This window comes from Microbacterium sp. CPCC 204701, from assembly GCF_004010105.1.
Taxonomy (GTDB): domain Bacteria; phylum Actinomycetota; class Actinomycetes; order Actinomycetales; family Microbacteriaceae; genus Microbacterium.
The window spans coordinates 1-20692 of the sequence record NZ_RRYE01000002.1; the positions used below are offsets into that span (position 1 = coordinate 1).

19 protein-coding genes are annotated in these 20692 nt (G+C 69.4%); 8 read left to right on the forward strand and 11 right to left on the reverse strand.

The annotated features are described in order from the left end of the window. Both EIO58_RS00355 and EIO58_RS00360 read right to left on the reverse strand, forming a co-directional pair. Positions 1–243 (reverse strand): alanine racemase (locus tag EIO58_RS00355; RefSeq protein ID WP_205789045.1); only part of this gene is annotated, 243 nt, incomplete at its 3' end. 113 nt (positions 244–356) lie between these two features. Continuing rightward, positions 357–1298 (reverse strand): hypothetical protein, encoded by a 942-nt coding sequence (locus tag EIO58_RS00360; protein WP_127817712.1) that lies wholly within the window; start codon positions 1296–1298, stop codon positions 357–359. Positions 1299–1451: 153 nt separating this feature from the next. Here EIO58_RS00360 and EIO58_RS00365 point away from each other — a divergent pair, with 153 nt between their 5' ends. The 3 genes from EIO58_RS00365 (at position 1452) to EIO58_RS00375 (ending at position 5194) form a co-directional block, all read left to right on the forward strand. After that, positions 1452–2087: a hypothetical protein gene (locus EIO58_RS00365; protein WP_127817713.1), complete on the forward strand. Its 636-nt coding sequence runs from the start codon at positions 1452–1454 to the stop codon at positions 2085–2087. Positions 2088–2496: 409 nt separating this feature from the next. Further along, complete coding sequence (locus EIO58_RS00370; RefSeq protein WP_164861435.1) at positions 2497–3690, forward strand: ice-binding family protein; 1194 nt, start codon at positions 2497–2499, stop codon at positions 3688–3690. A 532-nt stretch (positions 3691–4222) separates the two neighbouring features. After that, positions 4223–5194: a YncE family protein gene (locus tag EIO58_RS00375; RefSeq protein WP_127817715.1), complete on the forward strand. Its 972-nt coding sequence runs from the start codon at positions 4223–4225 to the stop codon at positions 5192–5194. 4 nt (positions 5195–5198) lie between these two features. Here the strand turns inward: EIO58_RS00375 and EIO58_RS00380 are convergent, their stop codons facing one another. Genes EIO58_RS00380 through EIO58_RS00395 form a run of 4 tightly spaced genes read right to left on the reverse strand, consistent with a single transcriptional unit; the run spans position 5199 to position 12010 of the window. Continuing rightward, the gene (locus tag EIO58_RS00380) at positions 5199–7892 is read right to left on the reverse strand and encodes a TIM barrel protein (protein ID WP_127817716.1); all 2694 of its coding nucleotides are present in this window, start codon (positions 7890–7892) and stop codon (positions 5199–5201) included. 22 nt (positions 7893–7914) lie between these two features. Continuing rightward, the gene (locus EIO58_RS00385) at positions 7915–9678 is read right to left on the reverse strand and encodes a thiamine pyrophosphate-binding protein (protein ID WP_127817717.1); all 1764 of its coding nucleotides are present in this window, start codon (positions 9676–9678) and stop codon (positions 7915–7917) included. Then, the gene (locus EIO58_RS00390) at positions 9675–10562 is read right to left on the reverse strand and encodes a citryl-CoA lyase (protein WP_127817718.1); all 888 of its coding nucleotides are present in this window, start codon (positions 10560–10562) and stop codon (positions 9675–9677) included. Before EIO58_RS00390 ends, EIO58_RS00385 begins: the two co-directional genes overlap by 4 nt. Continuing rightward, entirely contained in the window at positions 10559–12010 is a 1452-nt protein-coding gene (locus tag EIO58_RS00395; protein WP_127817719.1) for an aldehyde dehydrogenase family protein, read from the reverse strand. The genes EIO58_RS00390 and EIO58_RS00395 overlap by 4 nt, the downstream gene beginning before the upstream one ends. A gap of 258 nt (positions 12011–12268) precedes the next feature. Between EIO58_RS00395 and EIO58_RS00400 the strand changes: the two genes are divergently transcribed. The 3 genes from EIO58_RS00400 to EIO58_RS00410 all read left to right on the forward strand — a co-directional run bounded on the left by EIO58_RS00400 (position 12269) and on the right by EIO58_RS00410 (position 14732). Then, a complete protein-coding gene (locus tag EIO58_RS00400; RefSeq protein ID WP_164861436.1) occupies positions 12269–12922 on the forward strand; it encodes a TRAP transporter small permease in 654 nt (217 codons plus the stop codon). 3 nt (positions 12923–12925) lie between these two features. Beyond that, the gene (locus EIO58_RS00405; RefSeq protein WP_127817721.1) at positions 12926–14206 is read left to right on the forward strand and encodes a TRAP transporter large permease; all 1281 of its coding nucleotides are present in this window, start codon (positions 12926–12928) and stop codon (positions 14204–14206) included. A gap of 76 nt (positions 14207–14282) precedes the next feature. After that, positions 14283–14732, forward strand: a complete 450-nt coding sequence (locus EIO58_RS00410) for a type II 3-dehydroquinate dehydratase (RefSeq protein WP_127817722.1) — start codon at positions 14283–14285, stop codon at positions 14730–14732. 40 nt (positions 14733–14772) lie between these two features. Here EIO58_RS00410 and EIO58_RS18550 read toward each other — a convergent pair whose 3' ends face one another. Further along, positions 14773–14916: a hypothetical protein gene (locus EIO58_RS18550; protein ID WP_164861437.1), complete on the reverse strand. Its 144-nt coding sequence runs from the start codon at positions 14914–14916 to the stop codon at positions 14773–14775. Here EIO58_RS18550 and EIO58_RS19225 point away from each other — a divergent pair. Beyond that, positions 14867–15058, forward strand: coding sequence for a hypothetical protein (locus EIO58_RS19225; RefSeq protein WP_240658504.1), 192 nt, complete (start codon positions 14867–14869; stop codon positions 15056–15058). The genes EIO58_RS18550 and EIO58_RS19225 overlap by 50 nt on opposite strands. 75 nt (positions 15059–15133) lie before the next feature. On the opposite strand, the gene EIO58_RS00420 is transcribed toward EIO58_RS19225, so the two are convergent. After that, a complete protein-coding gene (locus EIO58_RS00420) occupies positions 15134–16474 on the reverse strand; it encodes an FAD-dependent oxidoreductase (RefSeq protein ID WP_127817724.1) in 1341 nt (446 codons plus the stop codon). Positions 16475–16516: 42 nt separating this feature from the next. Then, positions 16517–17635, reverse strand: a complete 1119-nt coding sequence (locus EIO58_RS00425; RefSeq protein WP_164861439.1) for a Gfo/Idh/MocA family protein — start codon at positions 17633–17635, stop codon at positions 16517–16519. Between the two features lie 279 nt (positions 17636–17914). Here EIO58_RS00425 and dctP point away from each other — a divergent pair, with 279 nt between their 5' ends. Further along, positions 17915–18973, forward strand: a complete 1059-nt coding sequence (gene dctP, locus EIO58_RS00430) for a TRAP transporter substrate-binding protein DctP (protein WP_127817726.1) — start codon at positions 17915–17917, stop codon at positions 18971–18973. Between the two features lie 81 nt (positions 18974–19054). Here the strand turns inward: dctP and EIO58_RS00435 are convergent, their stop codons facing one another. Continuing rightward, positions 19055–19819 carry an IclR family transcriptional regulator gene (locus EIO58_RS00435; RefSeq protein ID WP_127817727.1) on the reverse strand — a complete coding sequence of 255 codons (765 nt, stop codon included), beginning with the start codon at positions 19817–19819 and terminating at the stop codon, positions 19055–19057. 3 nt (positions 19820–19822) lie between these two features. Further along, positions 19823–20575, reverse strand: coding sequence for an IclR family transcriptional regulator (locus EIO58_RS00440; protein ID WP_127817728.1), 753 nt, complete (start codon positions 20573–20575; stop codon positions 19823–19825). Positions 20576–20692: the final 117 nt, after the last annotated feature.

Here is a 20692-nt window from a genome sequence, read left to right on the forward strand (position 1 = left end):
GGCCCGGAGCGCGAGCGCCTCATCGCACGTCGCGACGCCGAGCTCGCCGGCTCCGCCCGCGAGGGCGGCGCGCGCGACGGCTTCGGCGCCCAGACCGAAGCCGTCCGCCTTCACGACCGCCATGACCGGGGCGCCGCAGTGCTCGCGCAGGAGGGCCGTGTTCGCGGCGACCGCGGCGGTCGAGATCGTGACCGCCGACGGCGCGCGGTGTATGAGTCGAGTGGGGGCGAGGGGCGAGGCCATGCTCAGAACCTACTCAGCGCGACGTATCGTCGGCGTATTCACCGAGAGCGGTCGCCGAGCAATTCACCAGCTGACTTCGGGCGACCCGCGGACCGCGTCGCCTCAACGCATGGTCATTGTTCCAGAAACCGGACCGGAAGATCGGCGACGCTCAGCCGGGAGGATCGGATCGCGTTCTGGATCATCGCGTGCTGCTGGTCGGGGGCGACGATCTGCACCCTGTCGACTCCGTCGACCGGCGCACCGCCGCCGTCGCCGGCCCAGTAGCTGCTGACATGGTGCTCCGCGGTGAGCTCGGAAAGCAGCGCGAGATACCCGAGACGCTCATCCGGACGCAGCGTGACCGCCAGATTCGCCGAATTGACATCGAGAAGCTCTGTCGCGTCGAGACCCGCGGCGGCCAGGAGGTCGTCGGCGTGCTCGATGAGCGGCAGGAGATGGGCGAACCCGGTCGACGGCGCATCCTCGATCGCCACGACTGCGAATCTGCCGTTGTCCCAGATCGCAGGCTGCATGTCGAGACCGGGGGCGACACGGTCGAGCTCATCGACGAGTCGCACCGCATCGAACCCGAAGTCCGGACACCGTGCGGCGTCGTCCGAGCGGTTCGGGCTGGTCGGCGCCGTGTGCAGCGACACCTCGGCTCCTGCGGGGGTGCGGACGTGAATCGCCCACGTGACCGGGTCGGCATAGTCGGTCGAGCAGGCCGCTTCGAGCAGGCCGGGCAGCGCGGCCTCGTCCACCGTCACAGACATCCAGGAGGTCGGGCTCGAGAACGTCGGGGCCTCTACCCAGCGCTCCTTGTCGACGCCGTCGACGCCGGGGAGGTTCTCGAGCTGCGCCTCGAATGCGTCGAACTCCCGACTCGCACGGTCGAAGTGTGTTTCGTCCACCATCCAGCCGATCAGCACGACCGCACCGACCACGACACCTGCGATCGCGAACACCATCACCGACAGCCAGACGCGCTTCACGATCTTCGCGCGAGATCGCTTGCCGTCGTCTCCTTCGCCTTGGGGAGCCTCCTCCGGCACCGAGCCGAGTGTCGCCGACATCGCATCGCCTCCCGGCGAGCCCCGCGGCCCCGCCGGTGTCGAAGGTAGTGCGCGCGTGTGCTGTCGCACAAACGAAACCTCGAACAGATCGCGAACCTTCATCGACAAGCCTTCCGGCGTCCGAACCTGATGCCCGTGGGGGAGGATGCTCTCATGGCTCGATCACGTCCGCTCCGCGCTCCGGCGACTCTGAGCGCCCTCGTCGCTTTCGTCGCCGTCGCGCTCGGTGGATGCGCGTCGGCGGCACCGGGCCGGGATGCCGCTGACCCGGACCAGATCGCCGAGCGCGCGAGCGCGGCGGGCATCGCGCCCGAACTCGTGTACATCACCGAGGTGGACGGCTACGACCTCGCGCCGCAGTCCGTCGGGTCTGGCGCCGCCGGCGGAATGTCAGCCACCTGGTTCAACGAGACCACAGGGGCCATGGTGACCATCCGAACGGACCGCGGTGAGATGACGGCGGAGTCCTGCGCGCAGACCCCGCTGTGGGAGGCACCCGACGAACCGGTGACGTGCGCCGATGAGGAGGGCGTCTGGCACAGGTCAGGGGGCGGCGTCCATGAGTACATCGTGGTTCAGGACGGTGCAGCGATCCGGGTGACCGGGATGAACAACGCAGCGCCCACAGACCTTCTGGCGGCCGCGATGGCTGTACGCGTGCCGTCGGACGCCGAACTGGAACTGCTCCTCTCCGACCTTCCTGAGGCTCCCGGCGCGCCGGTCGAGCGGGGAGACGTGCCCCAGAACGGCGACGGTGCGCCGATCGACCCCGTAGGACCGGGCGGCTGACCCGGCGGCGACCCGAGCACGTCTCTTGAAGCGCATCAGGCGAGGGGCCGGATGGTGAGCGCCGGATACTCGACAGTGTGGCGCTTGTAGACGGGCTGCCGTTGTTCCAGCGGTAGAGCGCGACCTCGACCCGGCCGGCCTCGATCGCGTCGGCTCCCGCGGGGAAGAGGTGGTACACGGCCCGCTCCTTGGGCGTCGCCGTGAACTTCTTCTCCCCGAACGGCGTCTTGATGCGGATGTCGGTTCCCGCACCCAGCTGGTTCGCGGCGCGGCGACCTCCGGTCACGGTTGGGTACACGTTTCACTCGATGCCGGCGGTTCGGGAGGGATGCGTGGTAGACCTGCACCAGGGTACTGACACCGTTGACCGCCGTTGATGACGACGCCCTCCCAATGGAAGGGACCGTCGATGGTCCGGATCTCCTCACGTCGCACGTTGCTTGCCGTTGCGTTCGCCGGTGCTGTTGTGCTTATCGGCGGGGCGGTATCGCCCGCGTCCGCCGCGACCAGCATCGACGGCCCGATCGGGCTGGGCACGGCCGCGCCTTTCGCTGTCCTCGGCTCGTCCACGGTGACGAACACCGGCCCGTCCGTTCTCAACGGAGACGTCGGGCTGAGCCCCGGTACGTCGATCACCGGCATCCCACCCGCCGTCGTGAACGGCACGGTGCACGCAACCAACGCTGTCGCGGCCCAGGCCCAAGTCGACCTGACCACCGCGTACGGGGTTGCGGCGAGCCTGACGCCGACCGCGACTGGACTGGGCGACCTCGCTGGGCAGAGCCTGTCACCCGGCATCTATGCGGGAGGTGAGCTGTCGCTGAGCGGCTCTCTCACGCTGGCGGGCTCAGCAGACTCCGTGTGGGTTTTCCAGGCTGCGTCCACGCTCACGATCGGGTCGGGCGCCATCGTGACCCTCACCGGCGGCGCGAGCGCGTGCAATGTGTTCTGGCAAGTCAGCAGCTCGGCGACGCTCAACCCAGGTGCGCAGTTCGTCGGCACCGTCCTGGCGGACGCGTCGATCAGCGCGCAGACTGCCGCGACGATCACCGGGCGGCTGCTCGCCCGAACCGGAGCAGTCACCCTCGACACCAACACCATCACCGCACCTGCGGGCTGCGACACCACCCCGGGCACCGTCACGACGAGCCCCGCGATCACCTCCGCTGCGCCTCCGGCCGGAACAGTCGGCACGGACTACTCGCACACGATCACCGCTACGGGCACGCCCGCCGCGACGTTCGCGGTGACGAGTGGATCGCTTCCGCCAGGCCTTTCCCTGAACCCCGAGACGGGAGTGATCGCAGGGCAGCCCACGACGCCCGGTGACTACCCGTTCGCCGTCACCGCCGCCAACAGCACCGCCCCGGACACCACAGCGACGTACGCCATCACGATCGCCCCTTCGTCATCAGGGGTTCAAGTCCCCTCCGGGGGAACCGGCGTCGACGTCGGCTCTGCGTCAAGCGGCGCCGGAGCAGCACTTGCCGAAAGCGGTGCCGACATCGTCCCCGCGCTCCTGATCGGGTTCGCGCTGATCGCGTTCGGTGGCGTCGTGCGATGGGCCCACCGCCCGATCAGTCGTCGGCGCGTCAGCGGATGACGTCCGAAAGGCCGCCGGCGCGGTCGATTCGTCCCGACCGGGCTGAGGCCGAAGTCGGTCAGGCGTCCCTGCGGAGCGCAGCCGGGCCGGTGGCGCGTGCGATCCCTCGGAGCTCCGGCTGGACGACGTCGCCGACGCGCGCGGGCTCGTCCAGCAGCGAGACGGCCGTGTAGTACGTCAGACGCCCGCGTCGTGGCCCTGTTCCCGCACCTGTCCCGAACGGCCGATCGGCCCCGCAAACGCGAGGCTGATCTGGTGGAAAGCCGGCGGCGACGGTGCGATTCGAACCCGCACGCCCGAGTTCCACCCCGATCACAACGCCCTGGCTCCCCCGGATTCAATGAGGTCGGGCGGACTCTGAAGATCAGGCGGATTGAACCGGTCGCGCCTCCGATCCCGAGGCCTCGACTTCCACTGAACCAGGTGGTGCAACGTGTCCGTCCGGTCAATGAGCCGTCGGTCGCGATCCGCGTGCCGCGCTGCCAGCATCGGGCCAGGCGTCGAGACCGGATGCCGGGAAGGATGAACACCGGTGAGCCGCAGGAGCCGGCACGGCGACCCCGCGCGCGTCGATCTGCTCGTGGTCAATAAGGCGGACCGGCACCTCGGCCTGATCGACCTCGCGCGCGGCGCGCAGTCGCACGTGGTGCCGCTCAGCGGCGTCACCGGGCACGAGGTGGCCGTCACCGCCGACGGGCGGACCGCCTTCGTTCCGATCTACTCCGACGCCGGCGTCGGCGAGCCCGGCGTCGATGGCCGCACTGTCGACGTCGTCGACACGGCGTCGGCCGAGCGCCGGCGCACGCACGACCTCGGCGCTCCCGCGAGGCCGCACGACGCGATCAGCGCCGGCGACGGCATCCTGTACCTCACCGCGGAGGCACGCAACGAGGTCCTGCTGCTCGACGAACGCACCCTCGCCCTCGTCGGCGCGATCCCGACCGGCGCCGAGCAGTCGCACATGCTCGCCCTCTCCGCCGACCGCACCGTCGCGTGCACCGCCAACGTCCGCTCCGGCAGCGTCAGCGTGCTCGACGTTCCCTCTCGCTCGCTTCGCGGCGTGGTCCCGGTGTCGGACAAGGTCAACCGCATCGCCATGTCGGCGGACGGCCGCCTCGCCTTCACCGCCGATCAGACGACTCCGCGGATGGCGGTCGTGGATGTGCCCGGGCTGAGGCTGGCGTCGTGGATCGAGCTGCCGGGGATCGGGTTCGGCTCCGCGCTGACCCGGGACAACCTGCTGGTCGTCGCCCTGCGGGCGGAGCACGCCGTCGCCATCATCGACTTCGACCCGCCGCACGCGACCCGGGTCGTCGACGTGCCGGGGGGACCGCAGGCGATCGTGCTGGACGACGAGCACCGCCGCGCGTATTCGGCGTGCCACCTCGCCGATGTCGTGGTCGAAATCGACCTGCCATCCGCGCTGGTCACGAGGATCGTCCCGACGGGCCGGAACCCGGACGGGCTGTGCTGGGTCGGACGAGCAGACGGACGCTCGCGGTGAATCCTCACACGAGCGCGCGAGCGGCATCGAGGTGCCGCCGCGCCGCTTCGATCGCCAGACGCGCGTGCTCCTTGGGTCCCACCTGCGCCACGAGCATCGCGCGGGGGATCTCCAGCGCATAGGGGATGCCGTCCGGCAGCGCCGAGAGGATTCCGTGCATGTCGAGGCCCCCCTCGCCAGGGAAGAGGCGTTCGAACCGAGCCGTGTGGATCAGGCCGGACGTCGTCGCCGGGATCTCGCCCGGCGCGTCGCACACGTGGACGTAGTGGAACCACTCCGACGGAAGGTCCCGCAGCTCCTCGACGCTCGACCCGGATCGTGCGAAGTGGAGCAGATCGATGAGCAGCCCGGCGTTCGGGCGATCGGCCGCACGGAGGACGCGCACGGCCTCGGTCAGGTTCGGCGTCTCGGTCCACGACGGGAACTCGAGGTCGATGGTCAGCCCGAGAGGAGCCGCCAGGTCGCACAGCTCGGCGAAGCGCTCGGACTTGCGGCCGAAGTCGGCGTCGGGCAGCTGCGCGATGACGTGGCGCGCGCCGAGCTCGGCGCCGGCTTCGAGGAAGCGCAGATAATCCCGGGGATCGTCGCCCGACGTCATGCGCGCCAGCTCGATGTCGAGGACCTCGATCCCCGTCGCGGCGAGGTGCGTCTTCGTCGCGCGCATGAGCGCCGGATCGTAGGCCAGCGGGTAGTGGGGCTCCTGCGTGGTGACCTTGGTCATGCGCAGGCCCACGTACCGGTACCCGGCGCTGGCGGCGGCGTCGACCAGCTCGGGAGGCGTCAGGCTGAGCGCGGTCAGGTGTGCCAGCGAGTAGTCGTGCCGATCGTCGGCCCCGCTGGCGGGCGCATCGACGAGCATCCGCATCCGCTGCCGACGGTGCGCCGCCATGCGCAGCGGAACGCTGTGCAGGTCGCCGAAGCCGTCGTAGCCGTCGATGCGCTGGACGACCTGGAAGAACACGCGCGAGCCGAGCATCTCGGTGAAGAAGTGCAGGAACTCGCCGGTCGCGTCGCGATGGTAGAGGACCGAGTTCTCGCGCAGGCGCGTGACGAGGTCTCGCGGAAGATCGAGGCGGGCGTCGAGGTCGTCGTAGTAGTTGTCGGGGATCTTCAGGATGGGGGCGCCCCGCTCGCGCATGTCCTGCGCGCAGCGGACGGCGTCGTCCGTCGCGAAGGCGATGAACTGCGGGCTCGACACGGTCGGCGCCCAGTCGCCGCGGCGCAGGGGGCTCGTGCTCAGGGCCACGCGCACGCGGCGTCCGGGGTCGTGCGCCGACCAGGTGCGCACCACTCCGAAGGGCGCCGTGATCTCTGCGGGCTCGCCCGCGACAAGTCCCAGCACGGTGCGGAAGAACAGCGCCGACTGGTCGAAGTCGTCGATCGACTCGGCGATCGACACGTGATCGACGGCACGCACGAGCGGGGATGCCGACGCCACCGCCCCGGTCGGCGCGAAGTCGTCCAGCCAGGAGTGCTCGTCGCTCGACCGGCAGAAGAACAGCGCCGTGCCGCCGGGCGTCGCCACCGACGCGAGGTCGGTCTCCTGCGGCCCGCGGGGCCGCGCCAGCCTGGGCGCGAGGAGACTCTCAGCTCGCCGCATGGATGCGGCAGGATCCGTGCTCTCGACCGCGAGCGCGCAGATCGACGCCGTCGCCGGCGCGACCGAACGCTCGGGGTCGAGGTTCAGCAGCACGCGGGCGTCGCCTTGCTTCCAGAGCTGCACGGGCTTGGAGCGGTGCTGACCGGTGTGCTCGAAGCCGAGGGTGCGCAGAGCGCGCGCCAAGAGGGGGCCGGAGACGTCGTCCACGGCGAGCTCGGCGAACGCGAATCCCTCGAGGCGAGGGGCGGGTGGGAGCCGGCCTCCCGCAGACCCACGCGCCGACGCCTCGGTCAGGACCCGCACCGAGCGCATGGCGTCGGTCGCGGTGTGCCGCGGATCCTCCTGCTGGTAGACGTCGTTGAACACCTCCAGCGCCAGGGGTCCGTCGTAATCGGTCTCCAGCAAGCGGCGGAGGAACCCGCCGATGTCGAGAACGCCCTGACCGGGGAACATGCGGTGATGAAGGCTCCACTCCCGCACGTCGATGCTTGGCAGCGGGGAGTCGGCGAGCTGCACGTGGAACACCTTGTCCGGTGCGATCCCGTCGAGCGCGCGGGGCGAGTTGTCGACGGACAGCACGTGGAAGGTGTCCAGGCAGAGCCCCAGCGCCGGGTGATCCACCTGCTCGATCAGGCGCCACGCCTCCGCGTGGGTCCGCACCCGCCCCCAGGGCACGGCCTCGTACGCGAGCCTGAGACCGCGCGCGTGGGCACGTTCGGCCAGCGCGTGCAGCTGCTCGGCCGTCAGGTCACGGTCGTCGATCCCCTCCGTGGTCCGGGAGGAGCAGCACACCAGCACCCGGGCACCCAGTTCGGACAGAAGGTCGAACTTCCGCTCCGCGCGGCGAAGGTGCCCGCCGAACGCGTCGTGCGGCACGGTCTCGACGTGGAACGGCTGATAGACGCCGAGCGTCAGGCCGAGCCCGGCCGCCTCGGCCGCCAGTCGCCGCGGCGACCACGTCGACAGGAGCAGGTCGTACTCGAGCAGCTCCACGCCGGTGAAGCCGGCATCCGCGGCGGCGTGCAGCTTGTCCTCGAGCGTGCCTGACAGGCACACCGACGAGATGTGCACGTCCTCGGGGCGGAGCCGAACCGTCATGAGCGGGCGCCTGCGCTGCCGGTCAGGGCGTGGCGACGTGCTCGATCGCCTCGCCCGGCGAATAGATGTCGAGGATGTTCCAGTGCCCGGTCGTCGGGGTCGGCACGTTCACCATCGAGACGTCGATGACGACGGGCTTCCCCGCGGCGATGGCGCGCTGCAGCGCCGGCTTGAACTCCGCGGCCGAGTCGACCTTGATGCCGGTGACGCCGTAGGCGTCGGCGATCTTGGCGTAGTCGGTGTACATCGGATCCTCGGCGGAGCCGAACACCGTCCCATACGTCGTGTCGAACGCGGCCTTCTCCAGTCCCGCGATCGTGCCGAAGGCGTTGTTGTTCATCACGACCCACACCACCGGCACGTTCTCCTCGCGCGCCGTCGACAGGACGGCGGGGTTCTGGCCGAACCCGCCGTCGCCGACGAGCGAGACGACGACGCGGTCGGGGCACGCGATCTTCGCGCCGACGGCGGCGGGGGCGCCGAATCCCATGGTCGCGAACCCGCCGGGCGTCAGGAACGTGCCGGGTGTGAGGATGTCGAACTGCTGACCCACCCCGTTCTTGTTCCAGCCGACGTCGGTCGTGATGATCGCGTCGGCGGGAAGCACGTCCCTCGTCTCGGAGAGAATGCGCTCGGGACGCATCGGCCAGGCGTCGGACGCCTGGGCCTCGGCGTTGCGGAGCCTCTCGCTCGACCGGTGGGCGGCGATGCGCGCGAGCAGCTCCGGCCGCTGCACCCCCTCGGGCGCCAGGCGGCGCGCGACCCGCACGAGCACCCTGAGGGCCGACTTCACGTCGGCGAGCGCGCCGATCTCGAGCGGATAGTTGCGTCCGAGCTCGGCGGGATCGATGTCGATCTGCATGAGCTTCGTCGCGGGGATGTCGAAGGTGTACTCGGTGTACCAGGAGCTCGAGTCCGCCTCGGCGAACCGGGTGCCCAGAGCAAGGATCCAATCGGCCGTGCGGGTGGTCTCGTTGGTGAAGGCGGTGCCCCAGAACCCCGTCATCCCGAGCACAAGAGGACTGTCGTCGGGGACGGCGCCCTTGCCCATGAGGCTGTGCGAGACCGGCAGCGAGAGGTGGTCGGCGAACTCGGCGAGCTCGGCCGCCGCGTCCGCGGCGACGATCCCGCCGCCGACGTACAGCACGGGACGCTCGGCATCGAGGAGGTTGCGGACGATCTGCTCGGCGACCGGCTCGTCGATGCTGGGCTTGGCGAGCGAGCGGGACCCGGCGATGACGCGGTCGAACGACTCCACGTCGACCTCGGCCGAGAAGACGTCCATCGGCACGTCGACGAGCACGGGGCCGGGGCGCCCGCTCTGCGCGAGCGTGAACGCCTTGTCCAGGATCTCGGCGACGAGGTGCGGCTGGTCGACGCGCCACGCGCGCTTGACGAACGGCCGGTAGATCTCGTACTGCGACGCGTCTGCGTGGAGGTTGATCTCCTGGTGCGGGTGCTTGCCGAAGTAGTGCGTCGGCACGTCGCCGGCGATCACCACCATCGGGATCGAGTCCAGCGCCGCGTTGGCCACTCCCGTCGCGGCGTTGGTGAGACCGGGGCCGAGGTGCGTCAGGACCACGGCCGTCTCCTGCCTCGCTCGCGCGTAGCCGTCCGCGGCGTGCGCGGCGATCTGCTCGTGACGGACGTTCACGAAGGAGATCTGCTCGCTCTTCTCCAGCGCCGCGAGCAGCGCGATGTTGGTGTGGCCGCACAGGCCGAACACATGCTCGACGGCTCGCGCCTCCAGGTATCGCGTGATCTGGTTCGAGACCAGGTCCTTCATGACGTGCTCCTTCTCTCGTCGTCCCGAGGGACCGATCGGCGGCCCGGTCCGGTGTAGGTGTAGCCGATCGATTTCGGCATGGGGCCCTTGATGCGGCCGCCCTGGGTCATCTGCTCGCTGGCGTGGGCGAGAATGCCCACCGAGCGGGCGAGGATGAAGACGCCCCGGCCGAGCTCGGGTGAGAGGCCGAGTTCGCAGTAGATGACCGCCGTGGCGCCATCGACGTTCATCGGGATGCGCCGGGGCCTGCCGGCGTTGATCGCCTCCTCGACGGCACCGCCGATGGCCGTGAACCGCCCCTCGACGACGCCGTCGTCGGCCGCCGCCTGCACCAGCGAGAGCAGCCGGGGCGTGCGCGGGTCGGTCGGGTGGAACCGATGCCCGAAGCCGGGAACGTAGCGCATGCCGTCGTCGCGGCGCCGCTGCAGCACGTCCGCGACGGCTCGGTCGAGGTCGCCGGAGGACTGCCGTTCGGCGTCGATCTCGTTGTACAGCTCCATGCACTGCTGACCCGGACCGCCGTGGATGTCGTCGAGCACGTTGATCGCCGACGCCATCGCGCCGTTGACCTGCAGACCGCACGTCGTCGCCATCCGCGCGATCGCGATCGAGGGCGCCTGCGGGCCGTGGTCGACCGAGGCGACCAGCGCCGCCTCCAGAAGGGCCGCCTGCGCCCTCGAGGGGAGCTCGCCCCGCAGCATGAGCCAGATGGTGTCGACGAAGCCGACGCTGCCGATCAGCTCCTCGATCGGATAGCCGCGCAGCGCGATCTGCCCGGGATGGATGTCGATGATGTCGGTCTGCCACCACTGCCGCGCCTCGTCGACGAGGTCCTCCGGCGTCGCCGACGATCCGGCATCGCTGCTCGATGCGGCGGGGGTCATGGCGCCGTGGCCGCGATCGCGTCGACCGACTCGAGGTCGGCGTCGAAGAACTCCCCGAACAGCTCCTCGTCGGACGGGCGGTCTTCCGGTATGACGCGCGACACCCACGTCGTGTTCAGGTAGTGCCGGAGGGAGACGTTCTCGGACGTGATATTGCCGCCCCAGGTTCCGCACCCCATCGACGAGGTCATGGGCATCCCGTTGGTGAATGCGCCGGCGTTCGCCTTCGAGTTGGGCTGGCGGACCATGATCCGCGACACCGGCATATGCCGCGCGAAGTAGTCGATATGTGCGTCGTCCGTAGAGGCGATCCCGCAGGAGTGCCCCTTCCCGCCGATCTCATACAGCCGCTTCGCCAGTTCGACGCCGTCCTCGAAAGCGCCCTCGTAAGCATGGACGGCCATCAGCGTCGTGAGCTTCTCCTTGCAGAACTGCCGGTCCTCGCCGATGCCGTCGCCCTCGACGACGATGAAGCGACGATCGGCCGGAATGTCGAAGCCCGCAGCCTGCGCGAGGACTTGCGGCGAGATCGCCACGGTATCGGGAAGGCGGTGGCCCTCGTCATCCCACATGACGGCCTGCAGCGCGGCGCGCTGCGTCGCGTCGGCGAGGTAGCCGCCCTCCGCAACAAGCGCATCCAGCATCGCGCGATACCGTCCGGCGGGGACGAGCACGTTGCCATCGGCCGAGCAGCCCGAGCCGAAATCCGAGGTCTTGGACAGCATGCAGTTGCGCGCAGTCTCCTGCAGGTCGGCAGTCTCGTCCACGAACTCGGTCGCGTTGCCCGCACCGACGCCGTAGGCCGGCGTGCCAGAGCTGTATGCGGCGCGCACGAGCCCCTGCCCCCCGGTCGCGATCACGAGATCGGCTCGGCGCATGATCTCCTGGGACGCCACGAGGCTCGGCAGCGTGATGCACTGCAGGATGTCGGCCGGCGCGCCCTCGGCCTGGAGCGCCTCGCGCATGAGCCGGACAGTCTCGAGCGTGGTGTTCTTCGAGCGCGGGTGCGGCGAGAACACGACGACGTCGCGGGCCTTGATGGCGTAGATCGCGTTGCCCGCCGGGGTCAGATCGGGGTTCGTGGTCGGAACGACACATCCGATCACTCCGACGGGCTTGCCGTACTTGACCAGTCCTCTATCGCGGTCCTCCTCGATGATGCCGACGGAGGGGCTGCGCAGGGCGTCGCGCAGGACGCCGCGGATCTTCATTCGCTTGTTCATCCGGCTGTCGAAGTCGCCGAGACCCGATTCTTCGATGCCCATGCCGACCAGGCGGTGGAACGACGCGCGGTTGGCCACGGCCCACGCCACGGCCTGGATGAGGCGATCGACGCGGGCCTGATCGTAGGTCTCGATGATGCGCAACGCCGCGTTGGCGCGAGCGAAGACCTCGTCGAGCTCCTGCTCCTGCTCCGGCGAGAGGGACTTGGGTGCTGAGGCGACCATGACAACTCCGTCCGTCGGCTGTGGTGCCGACTGCCGCATGCTACGCACACGCCGTCATCGGCGACAAAGCGTGTCCCACTGGGCAGAAACACCCTCGGCGTGACCTCGGAAGGGCTCGTGCGGATGGTGTCCCATTCGGCGAGACTCGACTATGCAGCCATTCGTTTGGCGGCGAGAGTGCCAGGGGCGGTGACGCGCGGCCCCGCCCGGACGAAGAGGAAGGTCGGCAATGCAGCCACAGACACCGAGGGTGACGTCATGACCGACGATGGCCGGCGACCCGAGCCCGACGACGCGCAGAACCCCGATCCGGATGCCGCGCCCGAGACCGTCGAGACCCCCCTAGAGAGCTCGATCTTCCCGGCCACGAAGACCTTCTTCACAACGCCCCGGATGAACAAGGGCGTGCCCGCCGACCCGACCTTCATCCGTGGCCTCTCGGCCGTCGAGATCTCGCTCGGTGTCATCCTGTTCGTGCTCATAGTCGTCGGCGTGATGTACCAGGTGGCGGGGCGGTACTTCCCATCGATCAGCTGGGTCGGCGCCGGCGAGCTCGCGCTGCTGTCGATGATCGCCCTCACCTTCATCACGACCGGATACCTCGTCGGACGCAACGGCCACATCGTGCTGGAGATCTTCGACGAGCTTCTGGCGGGTACTCGGCTGTTCGTAGCGCTGCGCGTCGTCTCGGCGATCATCATGGTCCTCACGAGTCTCGCCCTGGCCTACGAGGCGTTCATCAAGATCGAGATCGAATGGGGCCGGCTGAGCGCGGCGATGCACGTGCCGCTGGGGACGCTGTACGTCTTCGCCTTCATCGCCTTCGTGTCGGCGGCGATCCACTCGGCGTTCAAGATCCCCTTCGCCAACCGCCCCGAGCGCAAGCTCGACATCGGCGAGATGGAGGCCTGACCCGTGGATCTCTGGCTCTATATCCTGATCTTCGTCGCCCTCCTGCTGCTGCGGGTTCCGGTCGCCTTCTCGATGATCGCCGCGAGCATGCTGTACTTCTACACCAACGGCCTGTCCGCGGGGTACGCGATCTCGTCGATCGTCAACGGGATCAACAGCTTCCCGCTGCTCGCGGTGCCGCTGTTCATCTTCGTGGGGTCGATCGCCAACAACCTCGGCATCGCCACCCGCCTGTACGACCTGGCCCGGGCCCTTCTCCCTCGGCTTCCCGGAAGCCTCGCGTACGTCAACCTCGGCACCGCGATCGGGTTCTCGTGGATCAGCGGCTCCGCCTTGGCCGATGCGGCCTCGACGAGCAAGGTGCAGATCCCGCAGATGCTCAAGGCGGGGTACCCCTACGGCTTCTCGGCGGGACTGACGGCGTCCGGGTCTCTCCTGAGCACCGTGATGCCCCCCAGCGTTCCCGCGGTCCTCTTCGCCGCGACGGCCTCCATCTCCACCGGGGCGCTGTTCGCCGGGTCGATCATCCCGGCCCTGCTCATGGCGCTCGGCCTGGCCGCCTACATCTTCTTCTGGGTGCGCCGCCACCCCCAGATCGCGGGCGGACGCGCGTTCGACGGAGCCCTGCTCGGCAAGGCGGCCGTGCGCGTCATCGGTCCGGCTCTGCTTCCCGTCATCATCCTCGGCGGGATCTTCAGCGGATGGTTCACCCCCACCGAGAGCGCGGGCATCGCAGCGGTCTACATGCTGATCCTCGGCGTCATCTACCGGACGCTGACCTGGAAGGTGTTCTGGAAATCCGCCAAGGAGACCGTCGTGATCTCGGGCGGCATCCTGCTCATCCTCGGCGCGTCGAACCTCATGGGTCAGGTCCTGGCCCGCGAGCAGGTCTCCCGCGCCCTTGGCGAGTGGCTCACGAGCTTCACCGACAACCCCCTCGTGTTCCTGCTGATGCTCAACGTGCTGCTGATCCTGCTCGGCATTCCGCTCGAGGCCCCGCCGGTGATCCTCGTGCTGGTCCCGATCCTCATGCCGATCGTGGCGCAGTTCGGCATCGACCCGGTGCAGCTGGGCGTCCTCATGATCCTCAACCTGATGATCGGATCGCTGACTCCACCGGTCGGCGCGGTGCTCTTCGTCGTCGGCTCGATCACCCGCAGACCGATGGGCGAGCTGTTCCGCGGAATCCTGCCGTTCCTGATCCCGCTCGGAACCGTGCTGCTGCTCCTGACGATCTTCCCGGTGATCGTGACGCTGCTGCCGGCGCTGCTCGGCTTGATGTAGCGCCAGGGGGCTCCCCGCGATGCGCGAGGCCCAACATCGCGGGGAGCCCCGGACGCGCGACAAGGAAGGAGGCGCGATGAGCAGACGGCTGTTCGTGCTGAACGGGCCCAACCTCAACATGCTCGGGATGCGGGAGCCGCACCTCTACGGCAGCGAGACCCTCGCCGACATCGAGGCGGACTGCGCCCGGCTGGCCGGCGAGCTCGGCTTCGACCTCTTCTTCGCCCAGTCCAACGCCGAGAGCGAGCTCGTCGAATGGGTGCACGAGGCGTTCCGCCAGGGCGCGTCGATCGTGATCAATCCGGCGGCGTACAGCTTCGCCTCCATCGCCCTCCTGGACGCGCTCCGCATGCTCGAGACGCCCATCGTCGAGGTGCACATCACGAACATCCACGCCCGGGATGCGGTGCACCAGCACTCGCTCATCTCCACCGTCTCGCACGCCGTGATCGCGGGGGCCGGGCCGTACGGGTACGACCTGGCGATCCGCGCCGCCGACCGGCTGAGCCGGGACCAGGGCGGCTGATCGTGGCGCAGACGGCTCCGACGATGCCGCTGGCCTCCGGTCACGCGATGCCCGTGATGACCCTGGGGACGTAGCCGCTCCGCCGGGACGCGCAGCGCGCCATCGCGGCGGGGATGGCCGCGGGATACCGGCACATCGACACGGCGGCGCGATACGAGAACGAGCAGGCGGTCGGACGCGGCATCCGCGAATCGTCCGTCCCGCGCGAGAAATCCTCATCACCACGAAGCTGCGGCCGTGCGTCAGCGCGAGAACCTGGCCGCCGTCTCGATGCCGCCGCTGTCGCCCGAGGTCTTGGCCGACCTCGACGGCCTGGATCCCCTTGACGAGGGTGAGCGACGCATCCGCGACGCGGACTCCCACGAGGAGTACTGACTGAGCTGCGGGCCTGAGCGGCCCTATCAGCCTCGGACGATGGCGTCCGCGGCCTCGACGCCGAAGACGAGCGCCTTCGTGAGCGCCGTCCCGGTCATGTACGACGAGCCGTGGAACCCGCCCACGACCTCGCCGGCCGCGAAGAGCCCGTCGATCCGGCTGCCGTCGACGCGCAGGACGGCGGTGTCGGGCGCGACGCGCAGCCCGCCGTACGTGGAGGTCATGGCCGTCACCGCCGGGTAGGCGAAGAACGGCGCCGACTCCACCGGAGTGAGCGCACCCACACCGTTGACCAGTCCGGTGCGGCCGTGATCGTCCTGCCGAGCGCCGGCGACCGCGGCGTTGTACCGCTCGATAGTGCCCTCGAGCACCCTGGCAGGAATCCCCAACTCGGCGGCCAGGACGGGGATCGAGGGCGCCGTGACGAGGTGCCCGAGCTCGGCGATGCGGTCGATGTCGGACAGCGGCACCCCCGGCCGCGAGCGCGCGCGCACGACGGAGTCGAACACCTGGAACGCCATCCCCTCCGGCTGCGCGAGGACCTCGGCGCCCAGGCGCTTGTACGACGCCGATTCGTCCGTGAAGCGCTCGCCCCGCACGTTGATCAGGATGGCGCCGAGATAGTTGGCCGTCAGCAGCTCGTGCTCGTCGTCGGACGTGTCGGCGTGCTGCCCGTACGTGCCTGTCACGTGACCGATGTCGGCCAGTCCTGCACCGAGCATCCACGCCATGCGAAGTCCGTCGCCGGTGTTGCCCGCGCCGCCGTAGGGCATCGCCGAAGCCTGCGCGGGAACGAAGAGATCGAGCAGCTCCCGGGATCGCGAGAAGCCGCCGGTGGTGAGCACGACGCCCGCGGGAGATGGCAGGCTGTCGGATCCGCAGCGCACGCCGACCACCCGGGACCCGTCGACGACGAGCCCGTCCGCCCCGCGTTCCCGATGGATCGCCACGCCGGCGCCGACGGCATCCGCCGCGAGCGCCGCCATCAGGCGGCGGATGCGCACGAGGTGCGCCCGCGGCACCGTCATGCCGGCGCTGCCCTTCAGCTCGTCGGTCCACGCCTCCGCCCGGTCGATCGCGGCGATCGCGTGCGCCTGGCGCTCGACGAGGGCGCGCAGGAGCGCTTCGTCGGAGTAGCCGCCGCCGGTGTCGACCATGTCGGCCACGAAGACGTCGTCGGAGTCGCGGACGCCCGATCGCTGCTGCAGCGCGGTTCCGCACAGCGCGAACCAGCCTCCGCTCATCGCCGAGCTGCCGCCGAGCTCGGGGCGCTTCTCCAGCAGGGCGACTCGCAAGCCGTGCCGGGCGAGGCGGCGCGACGCCGCGAGCCCCGCCAGACCGCCCCCCACGACGACGACGTCGGTCATCTGCTCCTCCCCGTGCGGAAGGTCGCCGACCTCAGCGGCACGTCAGGCACCGTCGGACCAGGCGATGTCGTCCCGGAAGCGGGCGAGATCGACGGTCGTCCCGGTCGCGGCGGCGAGCGTGGCCGCTTCGACCAGAGCGAGCGTGCGCGAGGCGTCTTCGGCTGACACGAGGGGCTCGGCCGCCCCGGCGGCGACATCGATGAAGTGGTCGAGCTGCGCCTGGAACGAATTGCGCGGCGCGAACGGGAGGTAGGTGCGAGAGAGGGGCGAGTGCCAGTCCGGCGAGACCGCAGCTTCGTACGTGTAGAGGGCCAGGTTCGGCACCGACAGAGCCCCGCGTGTGCCGACCAGGCGGTAGGCGACGCCGTCGGGGATGTACGGGAAGGCGAGCGTCTCCTCGGTTGCCTGATCCCATCCCCACGGTGACACGCCGGAGTCCGAGGCGAGGAAGCTTCCCACGACGCCGCTCTCGAACCGGAGCCCCACCGAGATCGTGTCCTCGACATCGAGTCCGCGCGCGTGAGTGCTGGCCATCGCCTGCACTTCGGCCACCTCGCCGCACAGATGACGCAGCAGATCGAGATCATGCACGAGGTTGATCAGCGACACGCCCGCGCCTCGCTGGCGATGCCACGGCACGTCATCGAAGTACGCGTCGTCTTTGCGCGCCGCCCATAGTCCGTTCACCGCCACGAGCTGCCCGATGGCCTCCTCGCCGAGGGCCTCGCGCGCGCGGGCCACAGCGGGGTGGTGGCGGCGCTGGTGGCCGACCAGAAGCCGCGCCCTTCTGCGCGAGACGGTGTCGACGAGTCGCAGCGACGACGCGAAGTCGCTTGCCATCGGCTTCTCGAGCAGCACGGCGGCGCCTGCGTCGATGCAGACCAGAGCGGTGTCGACGTGCAGCGCGTTGGGATTGGCGATCACGACTGCTTCCGGCCTGGCGGCGTCGAGCATAGCCTCGACACCGGGATACACCGGGCATCCGATCTCGGTCGGATCGGGCAACGACGGATCTGCGACCGCGACGAGCTGCGCACGCGGCGACTCGTGGATCAACGCGATGTGCTGACGGCCCATGAATCCCGCTCCCGCCACGGCGATGCGGACCGGCGGCGGATCGGAGCCGGCCATCGTGCGGCCTGCGCGCGTGACGGGAGTCATCGTGGCACTTACGATATGGCGGGGCGAGGCTGCCGCGTGAGGGTGTTCCATTCAGCGACCGCGGCCGTTCTCGGTCGCCCGAATGCTTGTTCCATTCGTCGGGACATCGCTTTGCGAACCTCTCGAAGTCGGTCAGAGTCAGCACTGCCCGCCTGCCGCAGTGTGACAGCGTGGACGGTGGAGACCGCGAGGAGTCCACCTCCCGCGAGACATGTTGCGGCGATCGAGCATCACGTCCGCACCCGCACGAAGACGTGCGCATAGAAGGAGGAGAGTCACATGGCCACAGCCCGATCGACGCGTCGGAGCCGATTCGCCGCAGCAGTGCTCGCAGGATCCGCCCTCGTCGCCACCGGCTGCGCCGGCGGCGGCACTCCGGAAGGCTCGGGTTCCGAGGCGCCGGCTGAAGAGAACAATCCCGTCACCCTCACCGTCGCGACCAGTCAGAACGAGCAGACGCCCAACTTCTACTGCGGCGTCGAGGTCCTCAAGGAAGAGCTCGAGGGCGCCGACATCGGCTTCACAGTGGAGCTCTTCCCGGCGAGCCAACTCGGCCCTGACGCCGACCGCTTCCCGCTCGTGCAGGCCGGAGACATCGACATCGATCTGCAGGGCGCCTCGGCGCTGAGTTCGACCTTCGAGCCGATCGGCGTCGTGGACGCGGCGTACGCGTTCAACGACGTCGACCACGCGTTCGAGTGGATCGACGCGAGCTCGGAGGACCTGTTCACACAGTTCCACGACGCGACGGGCGTGCGGATCGTCGACGGCTGGTTCTTCGGCGACCGCACCTTCACCACAAAGGATGTCGAGATCACCGGTCCCGACGACCTCGCCGGCGTGCCATTGCGGTTCCCCAACTCGCCGCAGTTCCTCGCGAATGCGGACGCGCTCGGCGTGACCAACCCGGTGTCGGTTGCCGTGGAGGAGGTCTACACGGCGCTCCAGCAGGGCATCGCCGTCGGTCAGGAGAACCCGATCGTGGCGACGGAGTCCTCGAGCTACTTCGAGGTGCTCGACACGATCGTCCTCAACAACCACCAGGTCGGCATCCACTGGATCATCGTCAGCGACGCGACGTACGACAAGATGAGCGATGAGCAGGCCGCCCTCCTGGAGGAGACCATTCACAACATTCGCCCCGACAACCGCGCGTGCGTCGACGAGGCGACCGAGGAGATCCTGGACAAGTACCGCGAGGACGCCGCGTACACCGTGATCGAGCAGGAGGACATCGACATGGAGGCCTTCATCAGCCAGGCCGAGGAGTTCTTCAACGGCTATTACACGGGTGAGAACCTGGAGGCGTACCAGGCCATTCGCGAGTCGGCGGGCTGAGCTCGCACCCGAGGAGAGGGGGTGGGCGCGGTCGGCGCCCACCCCCTCTTCGTGCGTGTGGAAAACGGCGGCGCAGGCGGATCACTCCGCGCGGATCGTGCTCGCCCGGTGGGTGAGGGTCGCGGCAGCGGCTCGGACGGCCGCGGCGGTGCGGTCCACCATGACGTCCGAGGTAGCGCCTGCGACCGAGATGGCGGCGAAGGCGTCACCCGCGGCGTTGAGGATCGGACTCGCGGTGCATGACCTGCCCAGCACGCACTCCTCACGCTCGATCGCCACGCCCGCGCTGCGAACCTGCCTCAGCTCGATTGCGAGGGCCTCGGGCGACGTGATGGTGTGCGGCGTGCGCGCGGGCAGGCCGCCGTGCAGAATTCGCTCGACCACGTCCGCCGGCGAGAAGGCCATGATCGCCTTGCCGACCCCTGTCGTGTGCGCGGGCAGGCGCCCGCCGATGCGGGCATGCGGCCGGATGGCGGGCTCGCTGCGCGCGACGGCGAGGAAGACCACGTCGGTCCCCTCCAGCACGGCGAGCTGCACGGACTGGCCCGTGAGGTCCCGAAGCTCCGCCATCACCGGGTGCGCGAACCGCCGCAGCCGCTGCGGCTGCTCGACGGTCTGACCCAGCTCGAAGAGCCTGACACCCAGGTAGAACTTGTCGCCCTCGCGATCCAGGAGCCTCTCCGTGACGAGTTCGGCCGCAATACGCGAAACGGTCGACTTCGGAATCTTGGCGCGCCGCGCCAGCTCCGAGACGCCCAGGCCCTCATCGTGCTCACCGAAGGCGTCGAAGACCGCGGTGACACGGTCGAGTACGCTGACGGTGTCGGTCCAGCTGGCGGTGCGCACGGCTCAGGCCGCCGCCAGTCGCCGTGTCACGTTCGACCCCGCAGCGCGCACGAGCGGCGCGACGCTGTGCGGATCCATGGCATCGCTCGGTCCCGCGAGCGAGATGGCTCCCAGGACGACACGATCCGGCGACAGGACGGGACTCGCCACAGCGGCGATGCCGGGGTAAGAAGCCTCGATGTCCACTGCCAGGACGGCAGCCCGCACGTGCGACAGCTCGTCGCGGAACGAACTCGCCGCGGCGTCGACCAGGCGAGCGCTGATCCGATCGACGATGCGCTGATCGGTGCAGAACGCCAGGTAAGCCTTACCGCTGGCGGTCGTCAGCGCCGGCGATCTCGTGCCGGCGCGCGTCGGCAACATCGGCAGCCGCCCGGGAACCGCGGCGATCGACACCATGTCGTTCCCCTCGTGCACCCACAGCACCACGCGCTCACCCGTCGCCTGGACGAGGTTGCGGATCACTGGTGCGGCCGCGCCGATGAGGCGGCGGGGCAGGCTCGCACGGGCACCGAGCTCGAACAGGCGCAGTCCAAGGGTGATCCCCTCATCGGTGCGCTGCAGATAGCGCTGCGCCGTCAACTCGCTGACGAGGCGGGATGCCGTCGACTTCGCCAGACTCGTGCGGGCGGCGATGTCGGTGACCGACACGTATCCGCCCGCTTCCTTGACCGCGTCGAGGATCGCGATGATCCGTCCGAGCACCGAGTTCGGCGCAGGCGCGGGAGAGGTGTCCCACTCGGTGAGACTCGACATCGAGCATCCCCTTCCGGACGGTTGAATCAACGGTGATCGTCCTTCCGTCCGAACGTACTAGTTCGTACGTTCCTGTGCAATGCTGTTGACCGGATTGAGCGTCGATGGCGGCGCTGA